At 63.8% G+C, this 26,876-nt stretch carries 19 protein-coding genes; 9 read left to right on the top strand and 10 right to left on the bottom strand.

Annotation, left to right across the window (positions count from 1 at the left end):
* Positions 1–12: 12 nt before the first annotated feature.
* The 4 genes from panD to CDV46_RS20365 form a co-directional block, all read right to left on the bottom strand.
* Positions 13–426 (bottom strand): aspartate 1-decarboxylase, encoded by a 414-nt coding sequence (panD, locus tag CDV46_RS20380; protein ID WP_058375448.1) that lies wholly within the window; start codon positions 424–426, stop codon positions 13–15.
* Between the two features lie 147 nt (positions 427–573).
* Complete coding sequence (gene panC / locus CDV46_RS20375) at positions 574–1,410, bottom strand: pantoate--beta-alanine ligase (protein ID WP_087688641.1); 837 nt, start codon at positions 1,408–1,410, stop codon at positions 574–576.
* Between the two features lie 198 nt (positions 1,411–1,608).
* On the bottom strand, positions 1,609–2,436 hold the full coding sequence (locus CDV46_RS20370) for a segregation and condensation protein A (RefSeq protein ID WP_087724657.1): 828 nt from the start codon (positions 2,434–2,436) through the stop codon (positions 1,609–1,611).
* Between the two features lie 312 nt (positions 2,437–2,748).
* Positions 2,749–2,931 (bottom strand): DUF3460 family protein, encoded by a 183-nt coding sequence (locus CDV46_RS20365; RefSeq protein ID WP_058375446.1) that lies wholly within the window; start codon positions 2,929–2,931, stop codon positions 2,749–2,751.
* A 263-nt stretch (positions 2,932–3,194) separates the two neighbouring features.
* Between CDV46_RS20365 and CDV46_RS20360 the strand changes: the two genes are divergently transcribed.
* The 3 genes from CDV46_RS20360 to bamE all read left to right on the top strand — a co-directional run bounded on the left by CDV46_RS20360 (position 3,195) and on the right by bamE (position 9,973).
* Positions 3,195–5,039, top strand: coding sequence for an autotransporter assembly complex protein TamA (locus CDV46_RS20360; RefSeq protein ID WP_254916143.1), 1,845 nt, complete (start codon positions 3,195–3,197; stop codon positions 5,037–5,039).
* Between the two features lie 185 nt (positions 5,040–5,224).
* Positions 5,225–9,289, top strand: a complete 4,065-nt coding sequence (locus tag CDV46_RS20355) for a translocation/assembly module TamB domain-containing protein (RefSeq protein WP_140413438.1) — start codon at positions 5,225–5,227, stop codon at positions 9,287–9,289.
* 147 nt (positions 9,290–9,436) lie between these two features.
* Positions 9,437–9,973 carry an outer membrane protein assembly factor BamE domain-containing protein gene (bamE, locus tag CDV46_RS20350; RefSeq protein WP_058379795.1) on the top strand — a complete coding sequence of 179 codons (537 nt, stop codon included), beginning with the start codon at positions 9,437–9,439 and terminating at the stop codon, positions 9,971–9,973.
* Positions 9,974–10,058: 85 nt separating this feature from the next.
* On the opposite strand, the gene CDV46_RS20345 is transcribed toward bamE, so the two are convergent.
* A complete protein-coding gene (locus CDV46_RS20345) occupies positions 10,059–10,304 on the bottom strand; it encodes a DUF6356 family protein (RefSeq protein ID WP_087724583.1) in 246 nt (81 codons plus the stop codon).
* Positions 10,305–10,421: 117 nt separating this feature from the next.
* Between CDV46_RS20345 and CDV46_RS20340 the strand changes: the two genes are divergently transcribed.
* Together CDV46_RS20340 and CDV46_RS20335 are read left to right on the top strand one after the other, a co-directional pair.
* Positions 10,422–10,883 carry an Lrp/AsnC family transcriptional regulator gene (locus CDV46_RS20340; RefSeq protein ID WP_058375442.1) on the top strand — a complete coding sequence of 154 codons (462 nt, stop codon included), beginning with the start codon at positions 10,422–10,424 and terminating at the stop codon, positions 10,881–10,883.
* Between the two features lie 47 nt (positions 10,884–10,930).
* The gene (locus CDV46_RS20335) at positions 10,931–11,659 is read left to right on the top strand and encodes a class I SAM-dependent methyltransferase (protein WP_087724581.1); all 729 of its coding nucleotides are present in this window, start codon (positions 10,931–10,933) and stop codon (positions 11,657–11,659) included.
* A gap of 128 nt (positions 11,660–11,787) precedes the next feature.
* On the opposite strand, the gene metG is transcribed toward CDV46_RS20335, so the two are convergent.
* On the bottom strand, positions 11,788–13,890 hold the full coding sequence (gene metG, locus CDV46_RS20330; RefSeq protein WP_087724579.1) for a methionine--tRNA ligase: 2,103 nt from the start codon (positions 13,888–13,890) through the stop codon (positions 11,788–11,790).
* Positions 13,891–14,291: 401 nt separating this feature from the next.
* Positions 14,292–14,948, bottom strand: coding sequence for an OmpA family protein (locus CDV46_RS20325; RefSeq protein ID WP_087688636.1), 657 nt, complete (start codon positions 14,946–14,948; stop codon positions 14,292–14,294).
* Positions 14,949–15,158: 210 nt separating this feature from the next.
* Between CDV46_RS20325 and apbC the strand changes: the two genes are divergently transcribed.
* The 4 genes from apbC to gltS all read left to right on the top strand — a co-directional run bounded on the left by apbC (position 15,159) and on the right by gltS (position 21,079).
* Positions 15,159–16,304: an iron-sulfur cluster carrier protein ApbC gene (gene apbC, locus CDV46_RS20320; RefSeq protein ID WP_087688635.1), complete on the top strand. Its 1,146-nt coding sequence runs from the start codon at positions 15,159–15,161 to the stop codon at positions 16,302–16,304.
* 163 nt (positions 16,305–16,467) lie between these two features.
* Positions 16,468–17,037 carry a dCTP deaminase gene (gene dcd, locus CDV46_RS20315; RefSeq protein WP_058375437.1) on the top strand — a complete coding sequence of 190 codons (570 nt, stop codon included), beginning with the start codon at positions 16,468–16,470 and terminating at the stop codon, positions 17,035–17,037.
* Positions 17,038–17,143: 106 nt separating this feature from the next.
* A complete protein-coding gene (locus CDV46_RS20310; RefSeq protein ID WP_087688633.1) occupies positions 17,144–19,438 on the top strand; it encodes an arginine/lysine/ornithine decarboxylase in 2,295 nt (764 codons plus the stop codon).
* Positions 19,439–19,849: 411 nt separating this feature from the next.
* Positions 19,850–21,079: a sodium/glutamate symporter gene (gltS, locus tag CDV46_RS20305; protein ID WP_087688632.1), complete on the top strand. Its 1,230-nt coding sequence runs from the start codon at positions 19,850–19,852 to the stop codon at positions 21,077–21,079.
* 113 nt (positions 21,080–21,192) lie between these two features.
* Here gltS and argH read toward each other — a convergent pair whose 3' ends face one another.
* From argH to ppc, 3 genes are all read right to left on the bottom strand, one after another.
* Positions 21,193–22,590 carry an argininosuccinate lyase gene (gene argH, locus CDV46_RS20300; RefSeq protein WP_087724576.1) on the bottom strand — a complete coding sequence of 466 codons (1,398 nt, stop codon included), beginning with the start codon at positions 22,588–22,590 and terminating at the stop codon, positions 21,193–21,195.
* Positions 22,591–22,815: 225 nt separating this feature from the next.
* Positions 22,816–23,397: a gamma subclass chorismate mutase AroQ gene (gene aroQ / locus CDV46_RS20295; protein WP_176399136.1), complete on the bottom strand. Its 582-nt coding sequence runs from the start codon at positions 23,395–23,397 to the stop codon at positions 22,816–22,818.
* A gap of 477 nt (positions 23,398–23,874) precedes the next feature.
* The gene (gene ppc / locus CDV46_RS20290; protein ID WP_087724572.1) at positions 23,875–26,847 is read right to left on the bottom strand and encodes a phosphoenolpyruvate carboxylase; all 2,973 of its coding nucleotides are present in this window, start codon (positions 26,845–26,847) and stop codon (positions 23,875–23,877) included.
* Between the last annotated feature and the right edge of the window lie 29 nt (positions 26,848–26,876).

Below are 26,876 nucleotides of genomic sequence, written 5' to 3'. Positions count from 1 at the left end.
GACGCGTAACGCTTACTTGGCAGCGTCGAAAGCGCGGGTTTCTTCCCACGCTTGCAGCGGCACGTGATCGCGCTCGCCCTTCTGCACGTTCTTCTCGTCAACAAACACGAGCTGCGGCTTGAAGCCCGCCAGCACATCCTTGTTGTCGACCTGCGCATACGACACGATGATCACGATGTCGCCCAACTGCGCACGACGGGCCGCGGCACCATTCAACGAAATCATGCCGCTGCCGCGCTCGCCACGAATGGCATACGTCGTGAAACGCTCGCCGTTGTTGACGTTGAAGATGTCGATCTGCTCATTCTCGACCAGACCCGACGCTTCAAGCAGGTTCTCGTCGATGGCGCACGAACCCTCGTAATGCAATTCACAATGCGTCACGGTGGCGCGGTGGATCTTCGACTTGAGCATGGTGCGGTACATGGCTTGCCTCTTGTGTTGCAATGTCGCGCACTCCGCGCGACGAATTAAGCACGCGCATCCGACACGCGCACGATATCTGCCAGCCTCGCCTCTCGCCCATCCTGCGACACCGCGCAGTCAGACGCCAGACGCTGCCGGCACTCGGATTCAGATTTCCAGATTGTCGATCAGACGCGTCGCGCCCAGCTTCGCAGCGGCCAACACGACGAGACTCTCGGCCGGTGCGGTGCCCGGGGCCGGTGCCCGCAAATTGGCACGCTGGCGAATGGACACGTAATCCGGTGCCCAGCCGCGCTCACGCAAGGTCTGCATGGCAGCGGCTTCGAGCGCCTCGTAATCGGTCTTGCCACTGTTGACGTCGTCGCGAATCTGGCCCAGCAGACGGTACAGCTGCGGCGCTTCTGCGCGCTCGGTCTCCGACAGGTAACGATTGCGCGAGGACAGCGCGAGGCCGTCGTCGGCGCGCACGGTCTCGGCAGCAATGATTTCGATCGGCAGTGCGAACTGTCGGCACATGCTGCGCACGATCATCAGTTGCTGGTAATCCTTCTTGCCGAACACGGCCACGCGCGGCTGCACGCAGGAGAACAACTTGGTGACGACGGTGCACACACCCTTGAAGAACCCCGGGCGGAACTCGCCTTCGAGAATGTCGCCCAGATCGGTCGGCGGCTCGACGCGATACTCCTGCGGCTCGGGATACATCTCCTTCTCGTCGGGCGAGAAGAGCACGTAGACGTTCTCGCGCGTGAGTTTCTCGACGTCATCCATCATCGTGCGCGGGTATTTGTCGAAGTCTTCGTTCGGCCCGAATTGCAGTCGATTGACGAAGATGCTGGCCACGACCGGGTCGCCGTGCTGGCGCGCCAGTCGCATCAGCGACAAATGCCCTTCATGGAGATTGCCCATGGTGGGCACGAAGGCAACGCGATTCTGTCCGCGCAGTTGATCGCGCAGTTCGTGAATCGAGGGGATGACTTTCATTGAGGTTCCGTGCGTGGCGTATGTGGGGCTAGGGCCTGTTCCCCCTAGTCCAGATCTGGCATGCGCTTGGCCCGATATTGGGGTCTGGCCGCCAAAATGTCCGGGGGATTGTAGAGGAAATCTCAACGGGCGTGCGCAAAACCGCAAGCCCGGCGCGGCCTCCATCGGTGACTCGGTTCGGCGAGTCAGTTCGGCGACTCAGTTCGGTGAATACGTGAGGCGCACGTAGATCGGCGCGAACGGCTCGGCTTGCGTGATCTCGAGCAGCGACTCGCGCGCCAGCTCCAGCATGGCGATGAAGTTGACCACCACGACCGGCACGCCGCGCCCAACGTCGAACAACTCGCTGAACTCCATGAACCGCGCACCCTGCAAACGCCGCAGAATCTGGCTCATATGCTCGCGAACGGACAACTCTTCGCGCGAAATCCGGTGGTGTTGTACGAGCTTGGCCCGGCGCAGCACTTCGGCCCACGCTGCGCGCAAGTCCTCGGAATCGACATCGGGGAAGCGCGGTTGCAGACTCTGCTCGATGTACACCTGCGAGCGCAGGAAGTCGCGGCCCAGCACCGGCAAGGTGTCGAGCTTCTGCGCAGCCAGCTTCATCTGCTCGTACTCGAGCAGACGGCGCACGAGTTCGGCGCGCGGATCTTCCGCTTCTTCGCCGGTGTCGGCCTTCTTGACCGGCAACAACATGCGCGACTTGATCTCGATGAGCATGGCCGCCATCAGCAGATACTCCGACGCCAACTCCAGGTTGGTGGTGCGGATCTGTTCGACGTAGAGCAGGTACTGCTTGGTCACCTGCGCCATCGGAATGTCGAGCACGTTGAAGTTCTGCTTGCGGATCAGGTACAGCAGCAAGTCGAGCGGACCTTCGAAGGCTTCGAGGAAGATTTCGAGCGCGTCGGGCGGGATGTACAGGTCGTTCGGCATCGCGAACAACGGCTCGCCGTACAGACGTGCCCGCGCAACACCGTCGACGGTGTCGGGCGTGGTGTCCCGCCCTTCGGGCGGCGCCGGCAGTTCTGAGGCTTTGCCTTCGACGGCACCGCTCGCAGCCTTGGGCGGGGCGCCGGTACTGGCGGGCGCCTCGGTCGCGTTCGGCACCTCGGCCACTTCAGCGGCTTCGGCCCCTGCCGTGGAATCGACCGGCGGATCGACGTGCAAAGGCACCGGCGCGGTCTCGGGGACGGGCTCGGGCGTTTGCGACGGATCGTCAGGCGTGGTGTGATTCAACGCGATATAGGGCTGGTGGTGGCAGGCGAGAGGCGCTTGGCGTGACGGGCGATGGCGCTAATGGCTGTAATGGCCGCGCATCAAGCCCGCCGGCAAGGCTTACTCGCTCTGGTAGACGTACGGCTGTTGGGCCACGCGCGATTGCTGGGCGCGACGGCGCTCTTCCATATCGATCGGTTGCTTGTCCCACAGCAGGGAACGGCCTTGACGCTGCTCGGCTTCCAGCGTCGGCTTCTCGCTCTTCAACTGGTTGATGAATTGGGTGATGTCGGACTCGTACATGATCGGTCTGCGCAAAAATTAGGCAGGCAATTCAGCCTGCAATCAGCAAAGCGGCACAGCCGCAGCCGTGCCAAACGACGCTGATTCTACCGCAAACCGGTCGCCACGCGTCGCTTCGGACCGGTTTGGACCGGTTTGGGCTTCGTGGGTGAAGTGACACCGGGGATATGGTCAAATACGGCAATACGCTTCATGCGCACTGCCCATAAGCATCATCCGAACAGGCCGATATGCCGCACGCCAAAGTATCGGCGGCGGATGCCATGACAATAAGGAAGGTTTTGACCGTCGCACAGATCAAACCCGGCTACGACGCACGCCGTCGGTCGCGCGCGCGCCACGCGCACGCCAAGCGCCAGATGCACCCAATGCGCCGGATGCGTGCCGTATTCGTCGCGCTGGCCTGCGCCCTCGCCCTGCCCACGCTCGCCCGGGCCGACTATCGCGTTCGCGTGGACGCCCCCAATGGCCTCGCCAAACTGCTGAACGCGAATCTCGACCTCGTCCGTTACGCGGACCGAGATGACATCGGCGACGCGCAGTTCGAGCATCTGATCGCCACGGTAGGCGAGCAAATTCAGGAACTCACGTCCACGGAAGGCTACTTTTCGCCGGTCACCCACGTGGACGTGGCCACCATCAACGGCAAGCGCGATGTGCATGTCACGGTCGACTCGGGCCCGCGCACTCATATCAAGGACGTGGACCTGAAGTTCACCGGCCCCATCGCCGAACAAGACCCGCAACGCGTCGAGCAACTGCGCAACGGCTGGGGACTGCCGGTGGACACGCCGTTCCGGCAGGCCGACTGGGACAAGGCGAAGAGCGACACGCTGTTCAATCTCGGCCAGAAGCGCTACCACGCGGCAAAGATGACGTTCTCGCGCGCAGTGGTCGATGCCGATAACGATGCTGCATCGCTCGCGGCCACGTATGACAGCGGCCCGCCGTTCACGCTCGGGCCCCTGATCATCACCGGCACGCGCCGCTACCCGGAGCAGATCATCCGCAATGTGAACCCGCTCTCGGTCGGCGAGGCGTTCGATGCGGGCCGGTTGCAGGAGTTGCAACGCCAGATTCAGGCGACGCCGTACTTCTCGAACGTGATCATCTCGGTGACGGAAGACCCGGCCAAGGCGGAGAACACGCCGGTCGAGGTGAGGGTGAACGAGTTCCCCACGCAACGCGTGCAAAGCGGTGTGGGCTATACGACGGACACGGGCGGCAGCGTCAATGGCCGCTACTCGTACTACAACGTGTTCGGCAGCGCGTGGACGTTCGACACGCAGGCGCGTCTCGAACAATTCCGGCAGGGCGGTTACGCCGAACTGGCGATGCCCCCGGACCCGGACGCCTACACGAACAGCCTGCGCGGTTCGTACGACCGCACCGACCTGAACGGTCTGGATCAACGTGCGCTGCAAGTCGGCATCAAGCGAGCCCGCTCGCGTGAGCGCTACGACTGGGCCTATTCGCTGGACTTCTATCACACGGACGAACGCCCCGATGGCGGCACGCGCTTCGTCAACAAGGCCCTCGTACCAGCTTTCGCGTGGACGCGGCGCGACGTGGACGACCTGATCTTCCCGCGCACCGGCAACATCATCAACACGCAGATCGGCTTCGCTGCCAAACCGGTGCTCACGGATCAGACGTTCGGCCGTGTCTATGGCCGCATTCGCCAGTACTTCCCGGTCGGTCAGCGCGATATCGTGATTGCCCGGCTGGAACTGGGCGCGGTGATCACCAACGGCAACAGCAATCGCATTCCGTCGTCGCTGCTGTTCTTCGCGGGCGGCACGTCGTCGGTTCGCGGTTATACCTATCAGAGCCTCGGGCGGCAGCAGAACGGCACGACGTTCCCGACGAAATACCTCGGCACCGGCAGTCTCGAATATCAACGCTGGTTCACGCGCGATTGGGGCGGTGCGGCCTTCTGGGATGTGGGCACGGCCACCGACGACTATCGTCACCCCACGCCGCTTTATCACGGCGTCGGCCTGGGTGTACGCTGGCGCAGCCCGGTCGGGCCGGTTAACGTCGATCTCGGCTACGGGGTCAACGATCGTCAGTTCCGGCCGTCGATCTCGCTGGGGGTGGCCTTCTGATGACGACCTTGCCACTTAATTCGATGATGTCTTCGCCGCCCCCGGCTGAGCGCGAACCTACGCTTGCCCCTGCCGCGCCGTCGGGCGTCGAGGGTGCTGGCGGCACTGGTGGATCGCCACCGTCTTCCAACACGCCGCCTTCGTCCCCGCCACCTCGCAGGCGTTGGGGGCGCTGGCTCGCAGGCGTGCTGCTCACGCTGCTGCTGATCGTCGTGCTGGCCATCGGCGCGCTGCTGTGGGCGATGTCCTCAGAGCGCGGCAGCCGCTGGCTCTGGCAGACGGCGGTCTCCGCGCTCGGCGGCAAGCTCGCGGGCGACTGGCGTAGCGGCAGCTTCGCGCACGGCTTCACGGTAAACGACGTGCGCTACATCGACGGCGCTACCCGCATCACGGTGAGCCGTCTCGAAAGCCGCTGGCAACTGTCGCTGCGTCCGCTGCATTTCACCGTCGACAAGCTGCATGCCGGTGACGTGGCGCTGGCGTTTGCGCCGTCGCCGCCGTCGAATCAACCGACGGTGATGCCGGCCAGTCTGCGCCTGCCACTCGGGCTAGGCCTCACGTTGAACGACGTGCGTGTGGCGAAACTCACGCTCGACTCACCGGCGCTCGTGCTCGACGACATTCGTGTCGCGGCGCGCAGTGACGGCACGCAACACACGGTGCAACTCGAACACCTCGGCACGCCTTATGGCGAAGCCGAAGCGAATCTGCAATTGAACGGACAACGCCCGTTCGCACTCGGCGGCAACATCGGACTGCAAGCGAAGGCGGGGGATATCCCCGTGTCGTTGAAGGCAGACCTGTCGGGGTCGCTCGATGCATTGATCGTCGATCTGGTCGCGAGTGGCGAGAAGCTCAACGGTACGGCGCATATTGCGGCGGCGCCGTTCGGTGCGGTGCCGCTGTCGCGGGCGCAGATTGCGCTCGATCACTTGAACCCGCGCGATTTCTCTGCGGGAGCGCCGCAAGCCGATCTCGCCGTGAACGCCGATTTGCGGCCGGCACCGGGGGCCAAGGAGTTCCGCGTGCTGGGGCCGGTCTCGGTGACGAATGCGAAGCCCGGCGCGATCGATGCGGAATTGCTGCCGGTCGAGAGTTTGCGTGCCGAGGTATTGCTCGACGCGACGCGTCAGGCACTCACGGGCATCGAACTGAAGCTCGCCGGACGTGCGCTGCTTACCGGCAGCGGTGACGTGCGTCGCGAGAAGGTTGCCGCCACCGCGTCGGCACCGGCACCGGCATCGACATCGACATCGACATCGACATCGACATCGGCGTCGGCGTCGGCGTCGGCGGCCAGCGCAACCACGGCGGCCGCCGATGATGGACCTGCCGAGGCCATGGTCGGCGGCTTTGCGCTGGCGATGCAGGACCTCGATCTGCGCGCGCTCTACGGCAAGTTGCCTGCGACGAAACTCTCCGGGCCGCTCAACATCAAGCTCGACGCCACCGGGCAGCGCATCGTGCTCGACTGGCGAGATGCGACGCGTCGCGTGCTGGCCGACGTCGGTCTCGATGCGAAGGGCACGACGATTCATACCCTTTCGCTCGATGCCGGACAGGGCAAGGTAGCGGCCACCGGTGTGCTGGAGAACGGCGACACTGGCGCGTATCAGGCGCAACTCAAGCTGACGCGTTTCGATCCGGCGGCCTGGTATGACCTTTACGACGCCGCGCACGCGAAGAAGGGCGCGGCAAAGCCGCCAGCGGCCAGCGTTACCGGCCAGTTCGACGCGCAGGGCGTGTTGCGGCCCGAGTTGGGCGTGACGCTCAAATTCGCGCTACAGGACAGCATCTACGCCGACCTGCCGATGAGCGGCACGGGCACCGTGAAGGTGGCAGGCAGGCGATTGCTGCCCAGCGATGCCAACTTGCTCGTGGCGGGCAACAAGGTCGCGTTGCGCGGCAGTTTCGGCGCCGCAGGCGACAAGATGGCCGTGAACATCGACGCGCCCTCGCTCGACAAGCTCGGCTTCGGATTAGCGGGGCGTCTGCAACTCGACGGACAGGTATCGGGCACGATCGAGCGTCCGGCGGTGGTGGCAACGCTTGCCGCCGACAAACTGGTGTTCGGCGCACAAAAGCTGGATCACCTTGCCGGTAAGGTCGATGTGAGCGGCGGGCTGCCCGGCGCGCCGGGCGATCGCCTGAACGTGACGCTCGACGGCAATGGCTTCACGAGCGACGTGGCGCGTCTCGACAAGTTGTCGGTGGCGCTGGCGGGCACGCGGGGGGCCCACACGCTGCATCTGAAGGCCGCAGGCAAGTTGCGCGAAGCACCGCTGGATTTGAACGTCGATGCCGCAGGTGCCGTGACCGATACCCGTGGCAAACCGGGCTGGCGCGGCACGATTCAGACGCTGGAAAACCGGGGCATGCCGAAGCTGACACTCGCTTCGCCGTGGCAGGTCGAAGCGAGCGCCGAGCGCGTGCATCTGGGCGCGGCGAAACTCGTCACGGGCGTCGGCGCGTTGTCGCTGACGAACTTCGATTACGGCGCGGGACAACTGAAGACGGCCGGCACCATCGACACGCTCGACATCGGTCAGGTGTTGCGCGTGGTCGCGACATTCACCGGCGAGCAACCGGCCTTGGCCAGCGATCTCGTGCTCGATGGCAAATGGAATGTGAGCATGGCGCAACGTGCCGACGGTTTCGTCGAAATCGTGCGCCGCAGCGGTGACGTGACGCTGCGCCGTGGGGGCGTCAACGACGATGTGAAGGTCACCATCACCGGCATTCCGGGGCTGAGCGCCGAGAAGGGCGGTATCGGTGCCCGCGTGCCACTGGGCATCTCGGAGATGCGTGCGCGCATCGACTTGTCCGGACAGTCGGCCCGCGCGACGGTGAAGGCGGCGTCGGCGCTGATCGGTACGCTCGACGCCGACGTGCAGACGGGCCTGCGTGTGGCCGACGGCATTCCGAGTCTGCCGGACGACGCGCCGCTCACCGGCCGTGTGGCGATGGTCATTCCCGACATTTCGAAGTTCGAGAATCTGGCCGGCGCGCAGTTTGCCTTCAAGGGCCGCGCTAACTTACAGATGACGCTGGCGGGCACGGTGGCGAAACCGCGTCCAACGGGGGAACTGACCGCCGACGACTTGTCGGTGCAGATGTTCGATACGGGCGTGAGCGTGAAGGATGGCCACGTGCGCATCGGCCTCACCCCGACGGAGATCGTCCTGCGCGATGTGGTCTTCACCGGCGGTGGCGGCGGCACGGCACGCGCCACGGGCGGTATTCGAATCGACACGCCCGAGCCGACGCTGGGCATCACGCTCGCGGCCGACAAGCTGCAACTGTTTGCGGCTCCCGATCGCCAGCTCTCGCTTACGGGCGATGCGAAGGCGGTGGGCAGTGGCGACACGATGTCGGTGACCGGCAAGTTCACGGTCGATCGTGCTCGCTTCGCATTGCCGCCAACGAGTGCGCCGAAGCTGGGGGATGACGTACTCGTCGTGCGCGGCGGCGCGCAGTCGCGCAGCAAGCCGCTCGATCCGAAGGAAGAGGCCGCGCGCATCAGTGCGAAACCCGCGAGCCGCTTCTCGCCGCGCATCGATATCGAACTGAATCTGGGCCGCGATTTCCGCTTTGTCGGCGCAGGGGCGGATCTGCTGTTGCGCGGTAGCATGCACGTGCAGAGCGCGCCGCTGGCGCCGATGCGTGCCACGGGCACGATCACGGTGGCCGAGGGCACCTACGAGGCGTTTGACCGCAAGCTCGCCATCGAGCGTGGTCAGATCAACTTCGTTGGCCCGCTCGACAACCCGGACCTCTACATTCAGGCCATGCGCCGCAATCAGGAGGTGGCTGCGGGCGTGCTGGTGACGGGCACGGTGCGCCAGCCGCGCGTGTCGCTGGTGTCGGAGCCGAGTGTGTCGGACGAAGAAAAGCTCTCGTGGCTGATGTTCGGCCATGGACCGGATGGCGCGGGTCTGGGGCAGCGTCAGGCGATGGCCGGTGCAGCAACGGTGCTGCTCGGCGCGACGGGCGGCAAGCGCATCATCAAGGATCTGGGGATCGACGAATTCAGCATCGGCACCAGTGAGTCGGGCCTGTCGGACGACGAGCAGGTGGTGAAGGTGGGCAAGGCGATCTCGGACAACTTCGCGCTCGGTTTCGAGCAAGGACTGACGAGCTCGGCGAGTATCGTGAAGATCACGTGGCAGGTGTCGCGCCGCTGGCAGTTGGCGCTGCGCACCGGTTCGCTGTCGGGCTTCGACGTGCTGTTCAACCGCCGTTTCGATTGATGTCCGTGTGGGCACCGAGGCAAAGCAAAGCGGCAGCGGTGAGCGCACGGCGCAACGTAGAAGAGGGAGGTGCCATCGATGATGACGTCGCGTAATTCGATTCAACCGGCGCAGGGTCTGCGCCGCAGCGTTCGTTGGGGAGTCGCCATGGGATTGTTCGCGAGTCTGCTGGGCCTGTTCGGCTGCGATCAGCAGCAAATCGACAAGGTGCGCGAGAAAGCGCGCGATACGTTCAATGCCGTCAAACCCGACGACATGCTGCTGCGCGATCTCAAGCCGGGTGTCACGACCGAGACGCAGGTGCGCGATCAGATGGGCAAGCCCGAGATCGTGTGGGAGAACAGCGACGGCTCGCGCCGGCTGGAGTACCCACGCGCGCCCGGCGGCTTGCGGACGTACATGGTCGATATCGCGCCCGACGGCAAGCTGCGCGCCGTCACGCAGGCGCTGACAGCAGAGAACTTCGAACAGGTGCAGCCGGGGATGTCGCAGGACGACGTGCGGCGATTGCTCGGCAAGCCGACCACGGTCGCGGAGTACCGGCTCAAGAAGGAAGTGGTGTGGAGCTGGCGTTGGCTCGAAGACGGTGTGAATACGGCGGGCATGTTCAACGCCCACTTCGGCCCGGACGGCCGGGTGACGGTGACGTCACGCTCGCCCGACCCGGCGTCGGAACGGCCTTGAGGGCCGGGGGGATCGAGATGGGTTGATCCGCTCGATCCGCCCGATCCTGTTATTGCGCTGCGTCCGCCGGAGTCGCGTCGCTCACTTACTCCGGCGTGGACTGTGCAGGTTGCACCGGCGCCGAGCCATGACGATGGCGATGCGTCACCATTCGCTCATGCAGGCGCACGATGATCTTGCTGCCGGTCTTCTCGAAGGCGAATGGCAGCAGCGCATGCACAAGACACGCAAGCCCGGCGCCGAGCAACGGCAACGCGAACGAGACGGCAGAGCCCATGTGCTGGGCGTAGTTTTCGCCGACGGAAGCGGGGTGTTCGGTAAAGATTTTCATGGCATCGCCCGTTTTCGAAATGTCAGGCCAGTCTACCGGGCAGTCACAGGTAAAGGCTTTTAAAGTTTGGCTCAAATCGAGTAGGATTGAGAAAATTTTTCCCTTTATGTGGCGATCATGGATAAAACTGATCTAGCGATTCTCGAAAACCTGCAAGTGGATGCCTCGCGTTCGCTGGGCGAGCTGGCCGAAGCCGTGCATCTGTCGCCCACACCTTGCTGGCGGCGCGTGCAGCGCCTGCGCGAGAACGGTGTGATCACCGGGCAGGTCACGCTGTGCGACCCGCAGCAACTCGATCTGCGCGTCACGGCGTTCGTGTTCATCAAGGCCGCGACACACAGCGAAGAGTGGATGGTGCGGTTTGTCTCCGGCGCGCGCGAACTCCCGGAAATCGTCGAGATTCACCGCATGGCGGGGGACATCGACTATCTGCTCAAGGTGTATCTCCCCGATATCGCCGCCTACGATCGTTTCTACAAGAAGCTCATCCGCGTGGCCGATTTGCAGGACATCAGCGCCAGTTTCTCGATGGAGACAGTGAAATTCACCACGGCGTTGCCAGTGGAGCATTTGCGCTAGGCGGCGCTTGCCTTGCTCACGCGAGCGGCTTGACCGGAAATACCGACATGGCTCAAAACATCTACGACAACCCGGATTTCTTTACGGGCTACAGCCAGTTACCCCGGCAAGTGCTGGGGCTCGACGGCGCGCCCGAGTGGCCGGCCATCCGGGCAATGCTGCCGGACCTGCGCGGCAAGCGCGTGGTCGACCTTGGCTGTGGCTTCGGCTGGGCCTCGCGCTGGATGCGCGAGCAAGGGGCGGCGTCGGTACTCGGGCTCGATCTGTCGCAGAACATGATCGCGCGGGCGAGGGCCGATACACCTGACCCTGCGATCGAATACCGCATTGCCGACCTCGATACGCTCGATCTCCCCGCGTTGGCCTTTGATGTCGCCTACAGCGCATTGACCTTTCACTACGTTCGCGATTTCGACCGTCTGGTAACGCATCTTCATCAGTCGCTCGCGCCCGGCGGATATCTCGTGTTCACCATCGAACATCCGATTTTCATGGCGGCAGCCCATCCCCATTGGCTGGCCGATGAGGACGGGCGCAAGACGTGGCCGGTGAACGGTTACAGCATCGAGGGTGAACGCCGCACCGACTGGTTTGCCAAGGGCGTGTTGAAGTATCACCGTACGCTCGGCACGACGCTGAACGCGCTGATGCGTGCGGGCTTTCAGTTGCAGCGGGTGGAGGAGTTTGCGCCGACGCCTGAGCAGATCCAGCAGATGCCTGCGTTGGCCGAGGAACTGGAGCGCCCCATGATGCTGATGGTCTCAGCGCATAAGTAGTTTTGCCTTGGCAGGCGAGGGGTCATGTCGCCTGCGACGGCGCCCCAAAAGACTTCACCCCAAGGCCGGGATGATCTCCGGCGCTTGGGGTGGCGGGTACTACGGTGTTGCGGCGACTGCGCGCGTGCTTACTTCACGCGCATGCCCGGCTTGGCGCCGTCGTGCGGTTCGAGAATGTAGATGCCCGGTTCGGCCTTCTCGTTCGCGGCCGACGCTGCGAGCACCATCCCCTCCGACAGACCGAACTTCATTTTGCGCGGGGCCAGGTTGGCCACCATGACGGTGAGCTTGCCGACCAGCGCTTCCGGTTGCGGATACGCCGACTTGATGCCCGAGAAGACGTTGCGCGTCTGGGCTTCACCCACATCCAGCGTGAGTTGCAGCAGCTTGTCCGAACCTTCCACGGCCTGACAGGCAACGATGCGTGCGATGCGCAGATCGATCTTGGCGAAGTCGTCGATGGTGATGACACCGTCGTCTGCCGCCGCCGGCGCGGTTGCTGCGGCTTTGTCCTTGCCCTTCGCCTTGCTCGCGTCGGCGGACGCTGCGGCCGGGGCCGCCGTCGCTTGCAGCGAATCGCGGTTGGCGGCAACCAGTGCCTCGACCTGCTTGCCTTCGACACGCGTCATCAGGTGCTTGTAAGCCGTGATGGCGCTGGCCGAGGTCAGCGGCGTGGCGACGTCCTGCCACGTTTGCGGGGCAATGCTCAGGAACTGCTCGACCGCCGCAGCCGTCGTCGGCAACACGGGCTTGAGATACAGCGTGAGCAGACGGAAGGCTTCCAGACACACCGAGCAGGCTTCATGCAGCGCGCCCGCTTGTGCCGGGTCCTTCGCCAGATCCCACGGCTTGACCGTGTCGACGTAGCCGTTCACGGCGTCTGCCTGTTCCATCACCAGACGCAGCGTCTTGCCGAATTCACGCGCTTCGTAATGTGCGGCGATCTGCGGCGCCACGCCGCGCAACTGCACGAGCAGCGGCGCTTGCATGGCGTCAGCCGAGATGCGGCCGTCGAAACGCTTGAGCAGGAAGCCTGCGGCGCGGCTGGCGATGTTCACGTACTTGCCGACCAGATCGCTGTTCACGCGCGCGATGAAGTCATCGAGGTTCAGGTCGATGTCTTCCATCGTGTTGCCGAGCTTGGCGCCGATGTAATAGCGCAGCCATTCCGGGTTCAGACCCGTGTCGATGAAGCTTTGGGCGGTGATGAACGTACCGCGCGACTTCGACATCTTCTGGCCATCGACCGTCAGGAAGCCGTGGGCAAACACGTTGGTCGGCGTGCGATGGCCCGAGAATTCGAGCATCGCCGGCCAGAACAGCGTGTGGAAGTACAGGATGTCCTTGCCGATGAAGTGGTACTGCTCGGTGGTCGAGCCCGGCTTGACCCACTCGTCGAAGTTCAGGCCACGCTGGGCGCACAGGTTCTTGAAGCTGGCGTAGTAGCCGACCGGTGCATCGAGCCAGACGTAGAAATACTTGCCGGGCGCGCCCGGGATCTCGAAACCGAAATACGGCGCATCGCGCGAAATATCCCAGTCGGCCAGCGTCGACTCACCGTTTTCGCCCAGCCATTCCTTCATCTTGTTCGCGGCTTCCGGCTGGGCGAGGCCCGCCACCCACTTGCGCAGGAACTGCTCGCAGCGCGGGTCCGACAGCTTGAAGAAGTAGTGCGTCGAGGTCTTGCGCACGGGCGTAGCGCCCGAAACCACCGAGTACGGGTTGAGCAGGTCGGTCGGCGCATAGGTCGAGCCGCAGACTTCGCACGAGTCGCCGTACTGATCCTTGGCGCCGCACTTCGGGCATTCGCCCTTGATGAAGCGGTCCGGCAGGAACATTTCCTTGACCGGGTCATACGCCTGTTCGATATCGCGCGCCTCGATCAGCCCCTGTTCCTTGAGCGCCAGATAGACGTTTTCGGACAGTTCGCGGTTTTCTTCGGAATCCGTCGAATAGTAGTTATCGAACGAGATGCCAAAGCTGTCGAAATCGCGCTTGTGTTCTTTCCAGACGCGCTCGATCAGTTGCTTGGGCGTGAGGCCTTCCTTTTCGGCACGCAGCATGACCGGCGTGCCGTGCGTATCGTCCGCCCCCACGTAGTACACCTCATGGCCCTGCATCCGCATGTACCGCACCCAGATATCTGTCTGGATATATTCCACCAGGTGACCGATGTGAATCTGGCCATTGGCGTACGGCAGGGCGGAGGTGACAAGAATGCGGCGGGACATGGAGTTTGCGTGTGGGTAGTAGTGGCGGGGAAAGGACGATTCTAGCAGGCGTGGCGCGTTGCCGCCCAAACGGGGTCACTTGGCGGGAATAATGGGCAGTTTGTTGGGCGATTCCGAGGACTGTCAGGTGTCACGTGGCGGCGATGCCCGATGCGCTCGGCGCGGCAACGGCATGAGGCCTCAAAAGCGTTCGGCCAAAAAAAAGCCGGAACCAGGTTCCGGCATAACTAGGCACACGTAACGTCAATAACAAAGAGGAGATGGAAGCGCCCACGGTAGGCACTTCCGAAGGGTCAGAGCGACGTGACGCGGGATTAGTTCAACCGATGTGCCAACTTTTCGATGCTGCGGCGCAACATGCAGTTGGCACATCATCGGTCACACCGCCCCGATCGTGTGGATCAGCGCGGGGCCTGTTGCTGCGGTGCTTGCAGCAGGATTTCGACGCGGCGGTTCTGCGCGCGGCCTTCGGCCGTGGCATCCGACGCGACCGGCTGGCTCGACGCCACGCCCACGCCCTGCAAACGGTTCGCGGCAACACCGCGGCTCGTCAGGAACTGGATGACAGCGTTGGCGCGGTTCTGCGACAGCGGGATATTGATGCGGTCGCCACCGGTGCTGTCGGTGTGCCCGATCACGCGTGCGGTGATGCCCGGGTTCTGATTGAGCGAGTTGGCCAGGTCGGTCAGCACGGCAGCGAAGTTAGGCTTGATGGCGTACTGGTTGGTGTCGAACGTCACGTCGCTCGGCACGTTGACCTGGAGCTGGCCGTCCGGGCGTTCGGTAATTTGCGTACCGGTGCCGGCCGTGTGGCCGCCCAGCGTGTTCTTGATGGACTGCCAGTTGTAACCGGCTGCACCGCCGGCGGCGGCACCTACCGCAGCGCCGATCAGCGTGCCCGTCGTGTTGCCACCGATGAGGTTACCCAGACCCGCCCCGACCGCCGCGCCGACGCCGGTACCGACCGCCGTGTTGGTGCCCTGCGGCGTCTGGCAGCCGGCCAGCATGGCGGCGGCAACCAGGACAAGCGCCGAAGCGCGCAGAGTGTTCTTATTCATATAAGGCTCCTTCTCGATTAGCTTGCTGTGATGAGACACACGTGAGCACTTCGCGGAAGCACGCGCGCCTGGCATGGGTTTTGACGCCAGCCGGCGCGACGTCTTTTACAATAGTGCCGAGTGTCAACCGCTGGCAAGGACAGATTGCCGCGGTGACTGGTTCCCCAAAACACGTGCGCCTCGCATGCTAATCGAGAGCGCGCGCCACGGATGTTACAAGTTGTTAGCGATGCGCCGGCCCGTCCGCGTGCCGCTACAGAGCGAGAGACCGACATGGAAGTAGCGCAAATCAACGACGTACTGCGAGGCATCGTCGACCCCGATACGGGGCTGGATCTGGTCGCCGGCAAGTACGTGAAACGAGTCGACGCCGAGCACGGCCATGTCGGCATCGCCATCGAATTCGGTTACCCGGCGAAAAGTCAGTTCGAAGCCATGCGCACGCGCATCACCGACGCCGTCGGCAAACTGCCCGGGGTAGAGCGCGTTGCTGTCGAAATCAGCCAGAAGATTGTCGCGCACGCCGTTCAACGTGGCGTCAAGCTCCTTCCCAATGTGAAAAACATTGTGGCGGTTGCCTCGGGCAAGGGCGGCGTGGGCAAAAGCACCACGGCGGTCAACCTGGCGCTCGCGCTGGCGGCCGAAGGGGCGAATGTCGGGATTCTGGATGCCGACATCTACGGCCCGTCGCTGCCCACGCTGCTGGGCATTCACGGCAAGCCCGAATCGAAAGACGGCAAGTCGCTCGAACCGATGGTCGGCCACGGCTTGCAGGCCAGCTCCATCGGCTTTCTGATCGAGCCGGACAACCCCATGGTGTGGCGCGGCCCGATGGTGACGCAGGCGCTGGAGCAACTGCTCAACCAGACCAACTGGAAGGATCTCGACTACCTGATCGTCGACATGCCGCCGGGCACGGGCGACATTCAGCTCACACTGGCGCAGAAGGTGCCCGTCACCGGCGCGGTCATCGTGACCACCCCGCAGGACCTGGCGCTGCTGGACGCGCGCAAGGGTCTCAAGATGTTCGAGAAGGTTGGCGTCCCGATTTTGGGGCTGATCGAGAACATGAGCCTGCATATCTGCTCGAACTGCGGTCATGAAGAGCCGATCTTCGGCGTGGGCGGCGGCGAGCGCATGAGCCACGACTTCGATGTCGATCTGCTGGGCAAGCTGCCGCTGGAAATGAGCATCCGCGTGCACGCGGACGCCGGCATGCCAAGCGTGGTGGGCGATCCGGACGGCCGCGTCGCCGAGCTGTACAAGGCCATCGCCCGCAAGGTCGCGGTGAAAATCGCGTCGAAACAGAAGGACATGACGAGCAAGTTCCCGTCGATCGTCGTTCAGAACACGTAAGCGGGTTGACTGCGCAGGGTTGAGTGCACAGGTTGACTGCGCAGGCTGACGGCGCGGCTGTTGGCGCGGGCTGCCGGGCGGTGCGTGTGAAAAAATCACCGCACCGCAACAATCGCGTAAAATACGCCCACTTTTTACGTACTACCCGAGTTCAGGCCCACACATGAGCATCAAGTCCGATAAATGGATCCGGCGAATGGCCGAAGCGCACGGCATGATCGAGCCCTTCGAGCCGACGCAGATCCGCTATTCCCAGGACGGGCAGAAGATCGTCAGCTACGGCACGTCGAGTTACGGCTACGACATCCGCTGTGCGCCTGAATTCAAGGTCTTCACGAACATCAATTCGACGATCGTCGACCCGAAGAACTTCGACGAGAAGTCTTTTGTCGACGTCGAGAGCGATGTTTGCATCATTCCGCCGAACTCGTTCGCGCTGGCCCGCACCGTCGAGTACTTCCGCATTCCGCGCAGTGTGCTCACCGTGTGTCTGGGCAAATCGACGTATGCCCGCTGCGGCATCATCGTGAACGTGACGCCGTTCGAACCCGAATGGGAGGGCTACGTGACCCTGGAATTCTCGAACACGACGCCGCTGCCGGCCAAGATCTACGCCAACGAAGGCGTCGCTCAGGTGCTGTTCTTCGAGTCCGACGAAGTCTGCGAGACCTCGTACAAGGACCGCGGCGGGAAGTATCAAGGACAGCGTGGTGTCACGCTGCCGAAAACCTAGCCCATTACGCTAGTGACTCGCCGCCGGTGAGCATCCTCTCTATTGCACTGCCCAAGAGCCACGGCCATGTCGGACCGTGGCTCGTTCTTTTGTCGAAGGAACGCCAATGAAATTCCGTTTTCCGATCGTCATCATTGACGAGGACTTCCGCTCCGAAAATATCTCCGGATCCGGGATTCGTTCTTTGGCGGAGGCCATCGAAGCCGAGGGCATGGAGGTCAATGGCCTGACGAGCTACGGCGATTTGACGTCGTTCGCGCAACAGGCCAGCCGCGCGTCGAGCTTCATCCTGTCGATCGACGACGATGAATTCGGTACGTTCTCGAGCGAATCGGGCGGTGAAGGCGAGGGCGAGTTGGCGCTGGCCATCATCAACCTGCGCGCATTCGTGCAGGAAGTGCGCCGCCGCAATCCGGACATTCCGATTTTCCTGTACGGCGAGACGCGCACGTCGCGTCACATTCCGAACGACATCCTGCGCGAGTTGCACGGCTTCATTCACATGTTCGAAGACACGCCCGAGTTCGTGGCGCGTCACATCATCCGTGAAGCCAAGTCGTACCTCGACTCGCTGCCGCCGCCGTTCTTCCGTTCGCTCACGCACTACGCGGCCGACGGTTCGTACTCGTGGCACTGCCCGGGGCACTCGGGCGGTGTGGCGTTCCTGAAGAGCCCGGTGGGCCAGATGTTCCACCAGTTCTTCGGCGAAAACATGCTGCGCGCCGACGTCTGCAACGCGGTGGAAGAACTCGGTCAGCTGCTCGATCACAATGGCCCCGTGGGCGCGTCGGAGCGCAATGCCGCGCGCATCTTCAACGCGGACCATCTGTTCTTCGTGACCAACGGCACGTCGACGTCGAACAAGATCGTCTGGCACGCGACCGTTGCGCCGGGCGACATCGTCGTGGTCGACCGTAACTGCCACAAGTCGATCCTGCACGCGATCACGATGACGGGCGCCGTGCCGGTGTTCCTCACGCCGACGCGTAATCACCTCGGCATCATCGGCCCGATTCCGAAGTCGGAATTCGACCCCGAAGTGATTCGCGCGAAGATCGAAGCCAACCCGTTCGCCCGCGAAGTGCTGGAGCGCGACCCGAATGCCAAGCCGCGCATCCTGACGATCACGCAAAGCACGTATGACGGCGTGATCTACAACGTCGAGATGATCAAGGAAGTGCTGGGCAACACGATCGATACGCTGCACTTCGACGAAGCCTGGCTGCCGCACGCGACGTTCCACGAGTTTTATCGCGACATGCACGCCATCGGCGAAGGCCGTCCGCGCTCGTCGGAAGCGACCATTTACGCCACGCACTCCACGCACAAGCTGCTCGCGGGTATCTCGCAGGCCTCGCAGATCGTGGTGCAAGAAGCGGACACGCGCAATTTCGATACGTACCGCTTCAACGAGGCGTATCTGATGCACACGTCGACGTCGCCGCAGTACGCCATCATCGCCTCGTGCGACGTGGCGGCCGCGATGATGGAGCCGCCGGGCGGCACGGCGCTCGTGGAAGAGTCGATCGTCGAGGCGCTCGACTTCCGCCGCGCCATGCGCAAGGTGGCGAACGAGTACGGCGATTCGTGGTGGTTCTCGGTCTGGGGCCCGGACAATCTGGGCGACGAAGGCACGATCCAGCGCGACGACTGGGTGCTGCGCGCGAACGAGCGCTGGCACGGCTTCGGCGATCTGGCCGAAGGCTTCAACATGCTCGACCCGATCAAGGCGACGATCATCACGCCGGGGCTGGACGTGGACGGCGAGTTCGGCGAGTCGGGTATTCCGGCCGCCATCGTCACCAAGTACCTGGCCGAGCACGGCATCATCGTCGAGAAGACCGGTCTGTATTCGTTCTTCATCATGTTCACGATCGGTATCACCAAGGGCCGCTGGAACTCGATGGTGACCGAGCTGCAACAGTTCAAGGACGACTACGATCACAACCGTCCGCTGTGGCGCGTGCTGCCCGAGTTCGTGGCGAAATTCCCGCGTTACGAGCGTATCGGTCTGCGCGACCTGTGCGATCAGATTCACAGCGTGTACAAGGCCAACGACGTGGCGCGCGTGACGACCGAGATGTATCTCTCGGACATGCAGCCGGCGATGAAGCCGACCGATGCGTTCTCGAAGCTGGCGCACCGCCAGATCGACCGCGTGTCGATCGACGAACTCGAAGGGCGCGTGACCAGCGTGCTGCTTACGCCGTATCCGCCGGGCATTCCGCTGCTGATTCCGGGCGAGCGCTTCAACGCCGCGATCATCGAGTACCTGCGCTTCGCCCGCGACTTCAACGAGCGTTTCCCGGGCTTCCACACCGATATTCACGGTCTGGTAGTCGAAGAGGTCGACGGCCGTCCGGAGTACTTCGTGGACTGCGTGCGTCAGGACGCCAGTTAATCGGCAATTGCCCTGAACGCCCCGTGCCCGTGCACGGGGCTGTGATGGCACTCACAACACCCTGCGAGCCACGTGGTTCGCAGGGTGTTGTCGTTTTGGGCCGCCTCCGAGGTGACTTTCTGGGCGACTTCCCGGGTGACTTCCGAGATGTGCCGTTACGCGCCATACGCCGCTTTCTCGCATCGCAACTTGCGGATATCGCCCAAACGAGTGTCTCCGCGTTGCCCGTATGTTCCCAATGTCGGCCAAACCCCGGCGAGATGCCGGGAAAACGATGGCAAAGTCCACGATCCCGGTGTAAATCGATGGCGTTAAGGGTATGCTTGGTCGTCCTATTTTTGGGAAATTACCCAAGAAAGTGACGTAATCCCGTTGCTAAACTCGTCGGTTTTCGGATGTCGGAGGGGGATCATGGGCGTTACGGGACAACTGGTCTTCAGCAATTACGGCACGCTCGTCTGCGCCACGCTGGTGCTGCTGCTTGGGCGCAAGCTGGTCGAATGGATCGGGCCGCTTCGCACCTACAGCATTCCCGAGCCTGTCGCGGCGGGCCTGCTGGTGGCGTTCACCACACTAGCCCTGCGTCAATTCGGGCACTTCGAACTGAAGTTCGATACCTCGTTGCAAACCCCGCTGATGCTGGCGTTTTTCGCGACTATCGGGCTTTCTGCCAATCTGGCGAGCCTGCGGGCTGGCGGGCGTACGCTGGGACTGTTCCTCGCGGTCGTGGTGGGCATGCTGGTCATGCAGAACACGATCGGTGTCGGCCTGGCCATGCTGCTTGGGCTGCCGCCCGGCGTGGGCCTGCTGGGCGGGTCGATCACGCTGGCGGGTGGTCATGGCACCGGTGCCGCGTGGGGGCACGTCATGGCGGAGCGCTACGGCGTGCAGTCTGCCGCCGAAATCGCGATGGCTTGTGCCACGTTCGGGCTGGTGCTTGGCGGTCTGCTCGGCGGGCCGGTGGCAAGGTATCTCGTCGGCCGTCTGGGGCGCTATGGCGCGCAGGTGCCCGGCTCGGATACCTCGACGTCAGCCCCGGCGCCGGAAGGCTTCGAGCAGCCGCATACGGTTCGCCTGATCACCGCGCAGGCATTGATCGAAACGGTGGCCATGATTGCGATCTGCCTGTTGGGCGGCGAAGTCATCGCGGCGTTGTTGTCGGGCACGGCCTTCGAGTTGCCCACCTTCGTGTGTGTTCTGTTCACGGGCGTGGTGGTGCGCAACGCGCTGGCGCTGGTCGGCTACGAGGTGTTCGACCGGTCGTTATCGGTACTCGGGAACGTGAGCCTGTCGCTGTTCCTGGCGATGGCGCTGATGGCCCTGCGGCTGTGGGATCTGTCGACGCTGGCGGTGCCGATGATCGTGATTCTGACCGTGCAGGTGGTGGCGATGGGCGCTTACGCGATCTTCGTGACGTTCCGCGTAATGGGGCGCAACTACGATGCCGCGGTGCTGGCGGCCGGCCATTGCGGCTTCGGACTGGGTGCGACGCCGACGGCCATCGCGAACATGCAGGCGGTGACCGAACGCTTCGGGCCCTCACATCTGGCCTTCCTGATCGTGCCGATGGTGGGGGCGTTCTTCATCGATATCGTCAACGCCATCGTCATCAAGGGCTTTCTCTCGTTACCGATCTTCTGATCGAGACAGCTGCAAAGTCGTACGGACAAAGAAAAAGCCACCCGAATCGGGTGGCTTTTTCGTCACTGCGAGGCGTGGCGGTTCAGCTTATTTCGTCAGCTTGCTTCGCGAGCTTATTTCGTCAGCTTTGCACGGGCCGCGGCAATGGCGCGCTTCACTTGCTCGGGGGCGGTGCCACCGATGTGATTGCGGCTGGAGACTGAGCCTTCGAGCGTCAGGAAACCGAACACGTCTTCGCCCACGAGCGGCGAGAACTTCTGGAGTTCGGCCAGCGACAGGTCGGCCAGATCGATATCGCGATCCGAGCAGATCTTCACGGCGTGGGCCACGATTTCGTGCGCGTCACGGAACGGCAGGCCCTTCTTGACCAGATAGTCGGCCAGATCGGTCGCCGTCGAGAAGCCTTGCAGCGCGGCGTTGCGCATGTTCTCTTCACGCACCTTGATGCCCGGCACCATGTCCGCAAAGATACGCAGCGTGTCGATCACGGTGTCGACCGTGTCGAACAGCGGTTCCTTGTCTTCCTGATTGTCCTTGTTGTAGGCGAGCGGCTGGCCCTTCATCAGCGTCAGCAGCGCAATCAGGTGACCGTTCACGCGGCCGGTCTTGCCACGGGCCAGTTCCGGCACGTCGGGGTTCTTCTTCTGCGGCATGATCGAGCTGCCCGTGCAGAAACGGTCGGCCAGATCGATAAAGCCCACGCGCGGGCTCATCCACAGCACCAGCTCTTCCGAGAAGCGCGAGATGTGCGTCATCACGAGCGCGGCAGCGGCGGTGAATTCGATCGCGAAGTCGCGGTCCGACACGGCGTCGAGCGAGTTGGTGCAGACTTCTTCGAAGCCCAGCGTGGCGGCAACGCGTTCGCGGTCGATCGGGTAGCTCGTGCCGGCCAGCGCAGCAGCGCCCAGCGGCAGGCGGTTCACGCGGCGGCGCACGTCGATCATGCGCTCGGCGTCACGGCTGAACATCTCGAAATACGCCATCAGGTGGTGACCGAAGGTCACCGGCTGTGCGACTTGCAGGTGGGTAAAGCCCGGCAGGATCGTGGCGCTGTGTTGTTCTGCCAGATCGAGCAGCGCACTGCGCAGGTCGCCGAGGTGCGTGCCGATGCGGTCGATTTCGCTGCGCAGCCACAGGCGGATGTCGGTAGCGACCTGATCGTTACGCGAGCGGCCCGTGTGCAGGCGCTTGCCGGCGTCGCCGATCAGGGCGGTCAGGCGCGCTTCGATGTTCAGGTGAACGTCTTCGAGATCCAGTTGCCATTCGAATTCGCCACGCTCGATTTCACCGCGAATCTGCGTCATGCCGCGCTGGATATCGGCCAGATCCTGAGCACTGATGATGCCCTGTGCGGCCAGCATGTCGGCGTGCGCGAGCGACCCTTCGATGTCGAACAGGGCCATACGCTTGTCGAAGAATACCGACGCGGTATAGCGCTTGACGAGTTCGGAAACAGGTTCGGAAAAGCGAGCCGACCAGGCTTCGCCCTTCTTGTGGAGTTGGGAGGTCATTGTCGTAGCGTGGCTAATCGAGGCCAATCGAGGCAGATTGAAGCGGACCGTAGTGAAAACACGGCAAACCGTGATTATACCAACGCCCGCGCCCCGTCAGGTCTTGGGGCTGATCGCGGGTGTTTGGGCACCTGTTCGCCCGCTCACCGGCTTACTCGCTCGAGGGTTCGGCCGTTCGTGCGTTCGGCTGTTCGCCTGCTACCCGCGCTGCCACGCCTGCCGGCGTCACTGCGCCATTGACAGCGTCCAGATACGCGGCGGCGCTGACAGGCACAGGCCGGAGGTGGCCTCGTCGAAGGCGGCGCGTTGCAGCGCTTCGAGTTTCGCCGTTTTCGCGATGCGCTCGCGTGCCTGATGAATGCGGGCCAGACGCGTCGGGTCGTCGGGCAGCGCGCAGAGACGGCCCAGATCGTGCATCAGCGAGCCACCGAGCCGGTCGAGCGCCGGGCGCAGGCGCGTCGCGAGATCGACCGGTTGCCCCGGTGCACGCCCCTCGCGTGCCCAGCGGGCGAGCAGGGCGGTCTGCACGAGCTTGCCCGCTTCGATTTGCAGGCGGAAGAACGTGCGCGCTTGAGCCGGCGTCAGGCCGTACTGGCTGGCGCGCTCACCGACGCTATCGAGCAGGGCCTGTTCGCGGGGCGTGTCCTGCACGGGTTTGCCGGAGCCGAATTTCGTGCGCGCGACCGCTTCGCTGATCGTCAGACGCTCCAAAATGCCGCGCATGAGCGGATCGAGGACAGGGTCGATGACCGGCGGTGGCGACGGCTGCGTCACCTTGCCTGCCAATGCCTGTGAGACCAGCCGCACCGCAAACCCCCGCAGTCCGTGCGGCGCGGCGGAAAATACGCCCGCGTCCTGTTGGGCATTCGCCGTGGCGGGAGCGGCGGTGGGGGAGACGGCGGATGGGGTTGCCGTATCGGCAATATCGCCCGCTGATGGCGCGCCGGCATGCGCGGGCGCGCTCAGGAGGCAGAGAGAGGCGAGGAGAGGTGCGAGCTGAGGTGCGAGGCGCGTTGCGAAGCCAGAAGCGAGAACGGTGCCGTGTAGCCGGGCACGTTGAACCGCAGTTCGCACGCGGCGCGCATGCGGCAACAACAGAAGGGAATGCATGATGGATTGGCCCCCCGGCAACAATCGAATCGGATGCGTCGCAATATACCGCCCTATCGACCGGTTTGTCGTTGGGGAGAATCCCAAGGAACCAGCTGGCGTCGACGCGATTCCAGCCGCGTCGACGCCATGCTCGGGGAGGTCGCATTTGCCCCCATCCCCCTATTCGCTGGATCAGCCCGTATTACGCAGGCCGGCGGCGATGCCGTTAATCGACAGATGAATGCCGCGCCGCGCGCGCTCGTCCGATTCACCCGCACGGTGTCTGCGTAGCAGTTCCACTTGCAAGTGATTGAGTGGATCGAGGTACGGGAAGCGATTCTTGATCGAGCGGGCGAGCATCGGGTTGTCGGCCAGACGCTCTTCATGCCCGGTAATCAGGGCCAGCGCCTTCGACGTGCTCTCCCATTCCGCCACGATGCGGTCGAACACGTGCTTGCGCAGGGTCTCGTCGGGCACCAGCTCGGCATAGCGCGACGCCACGCCCAGATCGGTCTTGGCGAGCACCATGTCCATGTTCGACAGCAGGTTCGCGAAGAACGGCCAGTGCTTGACCATCTGGCGCAGCGTTTCCAGCCGTTCGTTGCGTGCCGAATCGTCTTGCGCGGCGTCGAGATACGCGGCGACCGCACTGCCAAAGCCGTACCAGCCGGTGATCAGCAGACGGCACTGGCCCCACGAGAAGCCCCACGGAATTGCCCGCAGGTCTTCGATGCGGCGTTGCTTCGGGTCCGAGAATTTGCGCGACGCGGGGCGCGAGCCGATATTGAGCTCGGCGATCTCCGCAATCGGCGTGGCCGAGAAGAAGTAGTCGGTGAAGCCGGGCGTCTCGTAGACCAGATGACGATAGGCGCTGAACGCCGTGTCCGAGAGCGTCTGCATGACGGCTTCATAGGCGTCGAGCTGCGGCGGCTGGTTGCGGCTGGGCAGCAGCGTCGCTTCGAGCGTGGCCGCGACGATGGTCTCGAGATTGCGCCGCCCGATTTCGGGGTTGGCAAACTTGCTCGCGATGATCTCGCCCTGCTCGGTGAGGCGAATCTGCCCCTTCACCGTGCCCGGCGGTTGCGACAGGATGGCCTGATACGTCGGGCCACCGCCACGGCCGACGGTGCCGCCACGGCCATGGAAGAGCCGCAGCCGGATGCCTTTCTCCTCGAACAGGTGCACCAGCGCCAGTTCGGCCTTGTACAACTCCCAGTTCGACGTGAGAAAGCCGCCGTCCTTGTTGCTGTCCGAGTAGCCGAGCATGACTTCCTGCTCACCGCCTTGCTGCGTCACCACGTCGGCCATGCCGGGGATGTCGAACAGCGCGCGCATGATGACCGGCGCGTTGCGCAAGTCGGCAATGGTCTCGAACAGCGGGATGACCATCGCGCCGACCTTGATGCCGGTCGTGGGTTCGCCGTGCGCGTCGGTCACGTCGGCCGCGCCGAGCGCCCCTTGGAAGAGCCCTGTCTCTTTTTGCAGCAGCATGACTTCGACCAGATCGCTCACCGTCTCCGTGTGCGAAATGATGTAGTTGCGTACCGCACGTGCGCCGAAGCGCGCCCGGATCTCGCGCGCAGCACCGAACACGGCCAACTCGTCGCGCGTGCGTTGCGAGTAGTCGAGATAAGGCGAGAACAGCGGACGCGGTTCGCGTAGCTCTTGCAGCAGCAACGCGAGTTTTTCGTCCTCGGACAATTGCGCGTAATTCGCCTCGACGCCTGCTTTGGCGAACAGTTCGGCAATGACGGCTTCGTGCACGTCCGAACTCTGGCGCAGGTCGATGCTGGCCAGATGGAAGCCGAACACTTCGGCCGCGCGCACCAGCGGCCCGAGGCGCTGCGAAATCAGCGCGCCGCCGTGATGCGACATGAGCGATGCAACGACGGTATTCAGATCCGAGACGAACTCGGCGGCGTCGAGATACGGGCTGGCTTCGCCCACGGCGCCACGATGCGGCACGTGACCGACCCACGCGTGCGCGGTGGCTGCCAGCCGGGCGTACACGCCGATCAGCGCGCGGCGATACGGCTCGTCGGTGCGGTGCGGCGAATCGTCGGGCGAGCGCTTTGCGAGCGTGAGCAACGCGTCGCTGGCACCGGCGAGCAGTTGCGACACTGACAGCTCTGCACCGAGCAAGTGCACCTGTTCCAGATAGTGCGCAAAGATCTCGGTAGCCTGACGCGTGATCGCCAGTTGCAGCGTCTGCGCCGTCACATTCGGATTGCCGTCGCGATCGCCGCCGATCCAGCTGCCCATTTGCAGGAAACGGCCGAGTGCCTGCGGGCGCACGCCGGGCGCGGCTTCCGACAGCTCGGCGCTCACGTCGGCATACAGCCCCGGAATTTCGGTCAGGAACGTGCTGCGGTAATACGACAGCGCGTTGTCGATTTCGTCGGCCACCGTCAGGCGCGAACTACGCAGCATGCGTGTTTGCCAGAGGGTGGTCACGTAGGCACGCATCGCTTCGGTGTTGCGTGCCGATTCGCGTTCAGTGAGGGCGTCGTCGCGATGGGCGAGCAGGCGGGCGATCTCGCGCTCGGCATCGAGAATGCTCTTGCGTTGCACTTCGGTCGGGTGAGCTGTCAGCACCGGCACGATAAGCGCGCTCGCAAAGAACGCTTGCAGCGTAGCGGGATCGGCCAGACCGGCGTCTTTCAGGCTTTGCAGTGCGGCGGCGAGGCTGCCCGGTTGCGCCTTGCTGCCGGCAAGCGCGTGCACGCGGCGGCGGCGGTTGTGATGGCGGTCTTCGGCGATGTTCGCGAGATGAGAGAAGTAGCTGAACGCGCGCACCACCTGAATGGCCTGTTCGTTCGACAGGCCATTGAGCAGCGTATCGAGCGCCTGCGCGGCGCTGCGGTCGTCTTCGCGGTGAAAGCGCACGGCGTTCTGGCGAATGGTCTCGACCAGATCGAAGGCGTCGCTGCCTTGCTGCTCGCGCAGCACGTCGCCCAGCAGGCGGCCGAGGAAGCGGATGTCCTCGCGCAGCGGGGCGTCTTTGTCCTCGCGAGAGCGGCGGGCGCGTTCCTTGCCCGGTGGCGAAGCGGCTGCGGCCTCACCAGTAGTGGATGTGGCCGCCGATGCTGCTTCTGCGGGTGACGTGTTGCCGACCGACGGGGCGAGACCCTCTTGCGGGGTATCTGCCGTTGCGCTGCTCTTCATGTCGCTCCTCTCGAAGCCGGCAGTCTGAG

It is taken from the genome of Pandoraea sp. PE-S2T-3 (genome assembly GCF_002179965.1).
Classification (GTDB): domain Bacteria; phylum Pseudomonadota; class Gammaproteobacteria; order Burkholderiales; family Burkholderiaceae; genus Pandoraea.
This window is presented reverse-complemented; position numbering and strand designations above follow the sequence as displayed.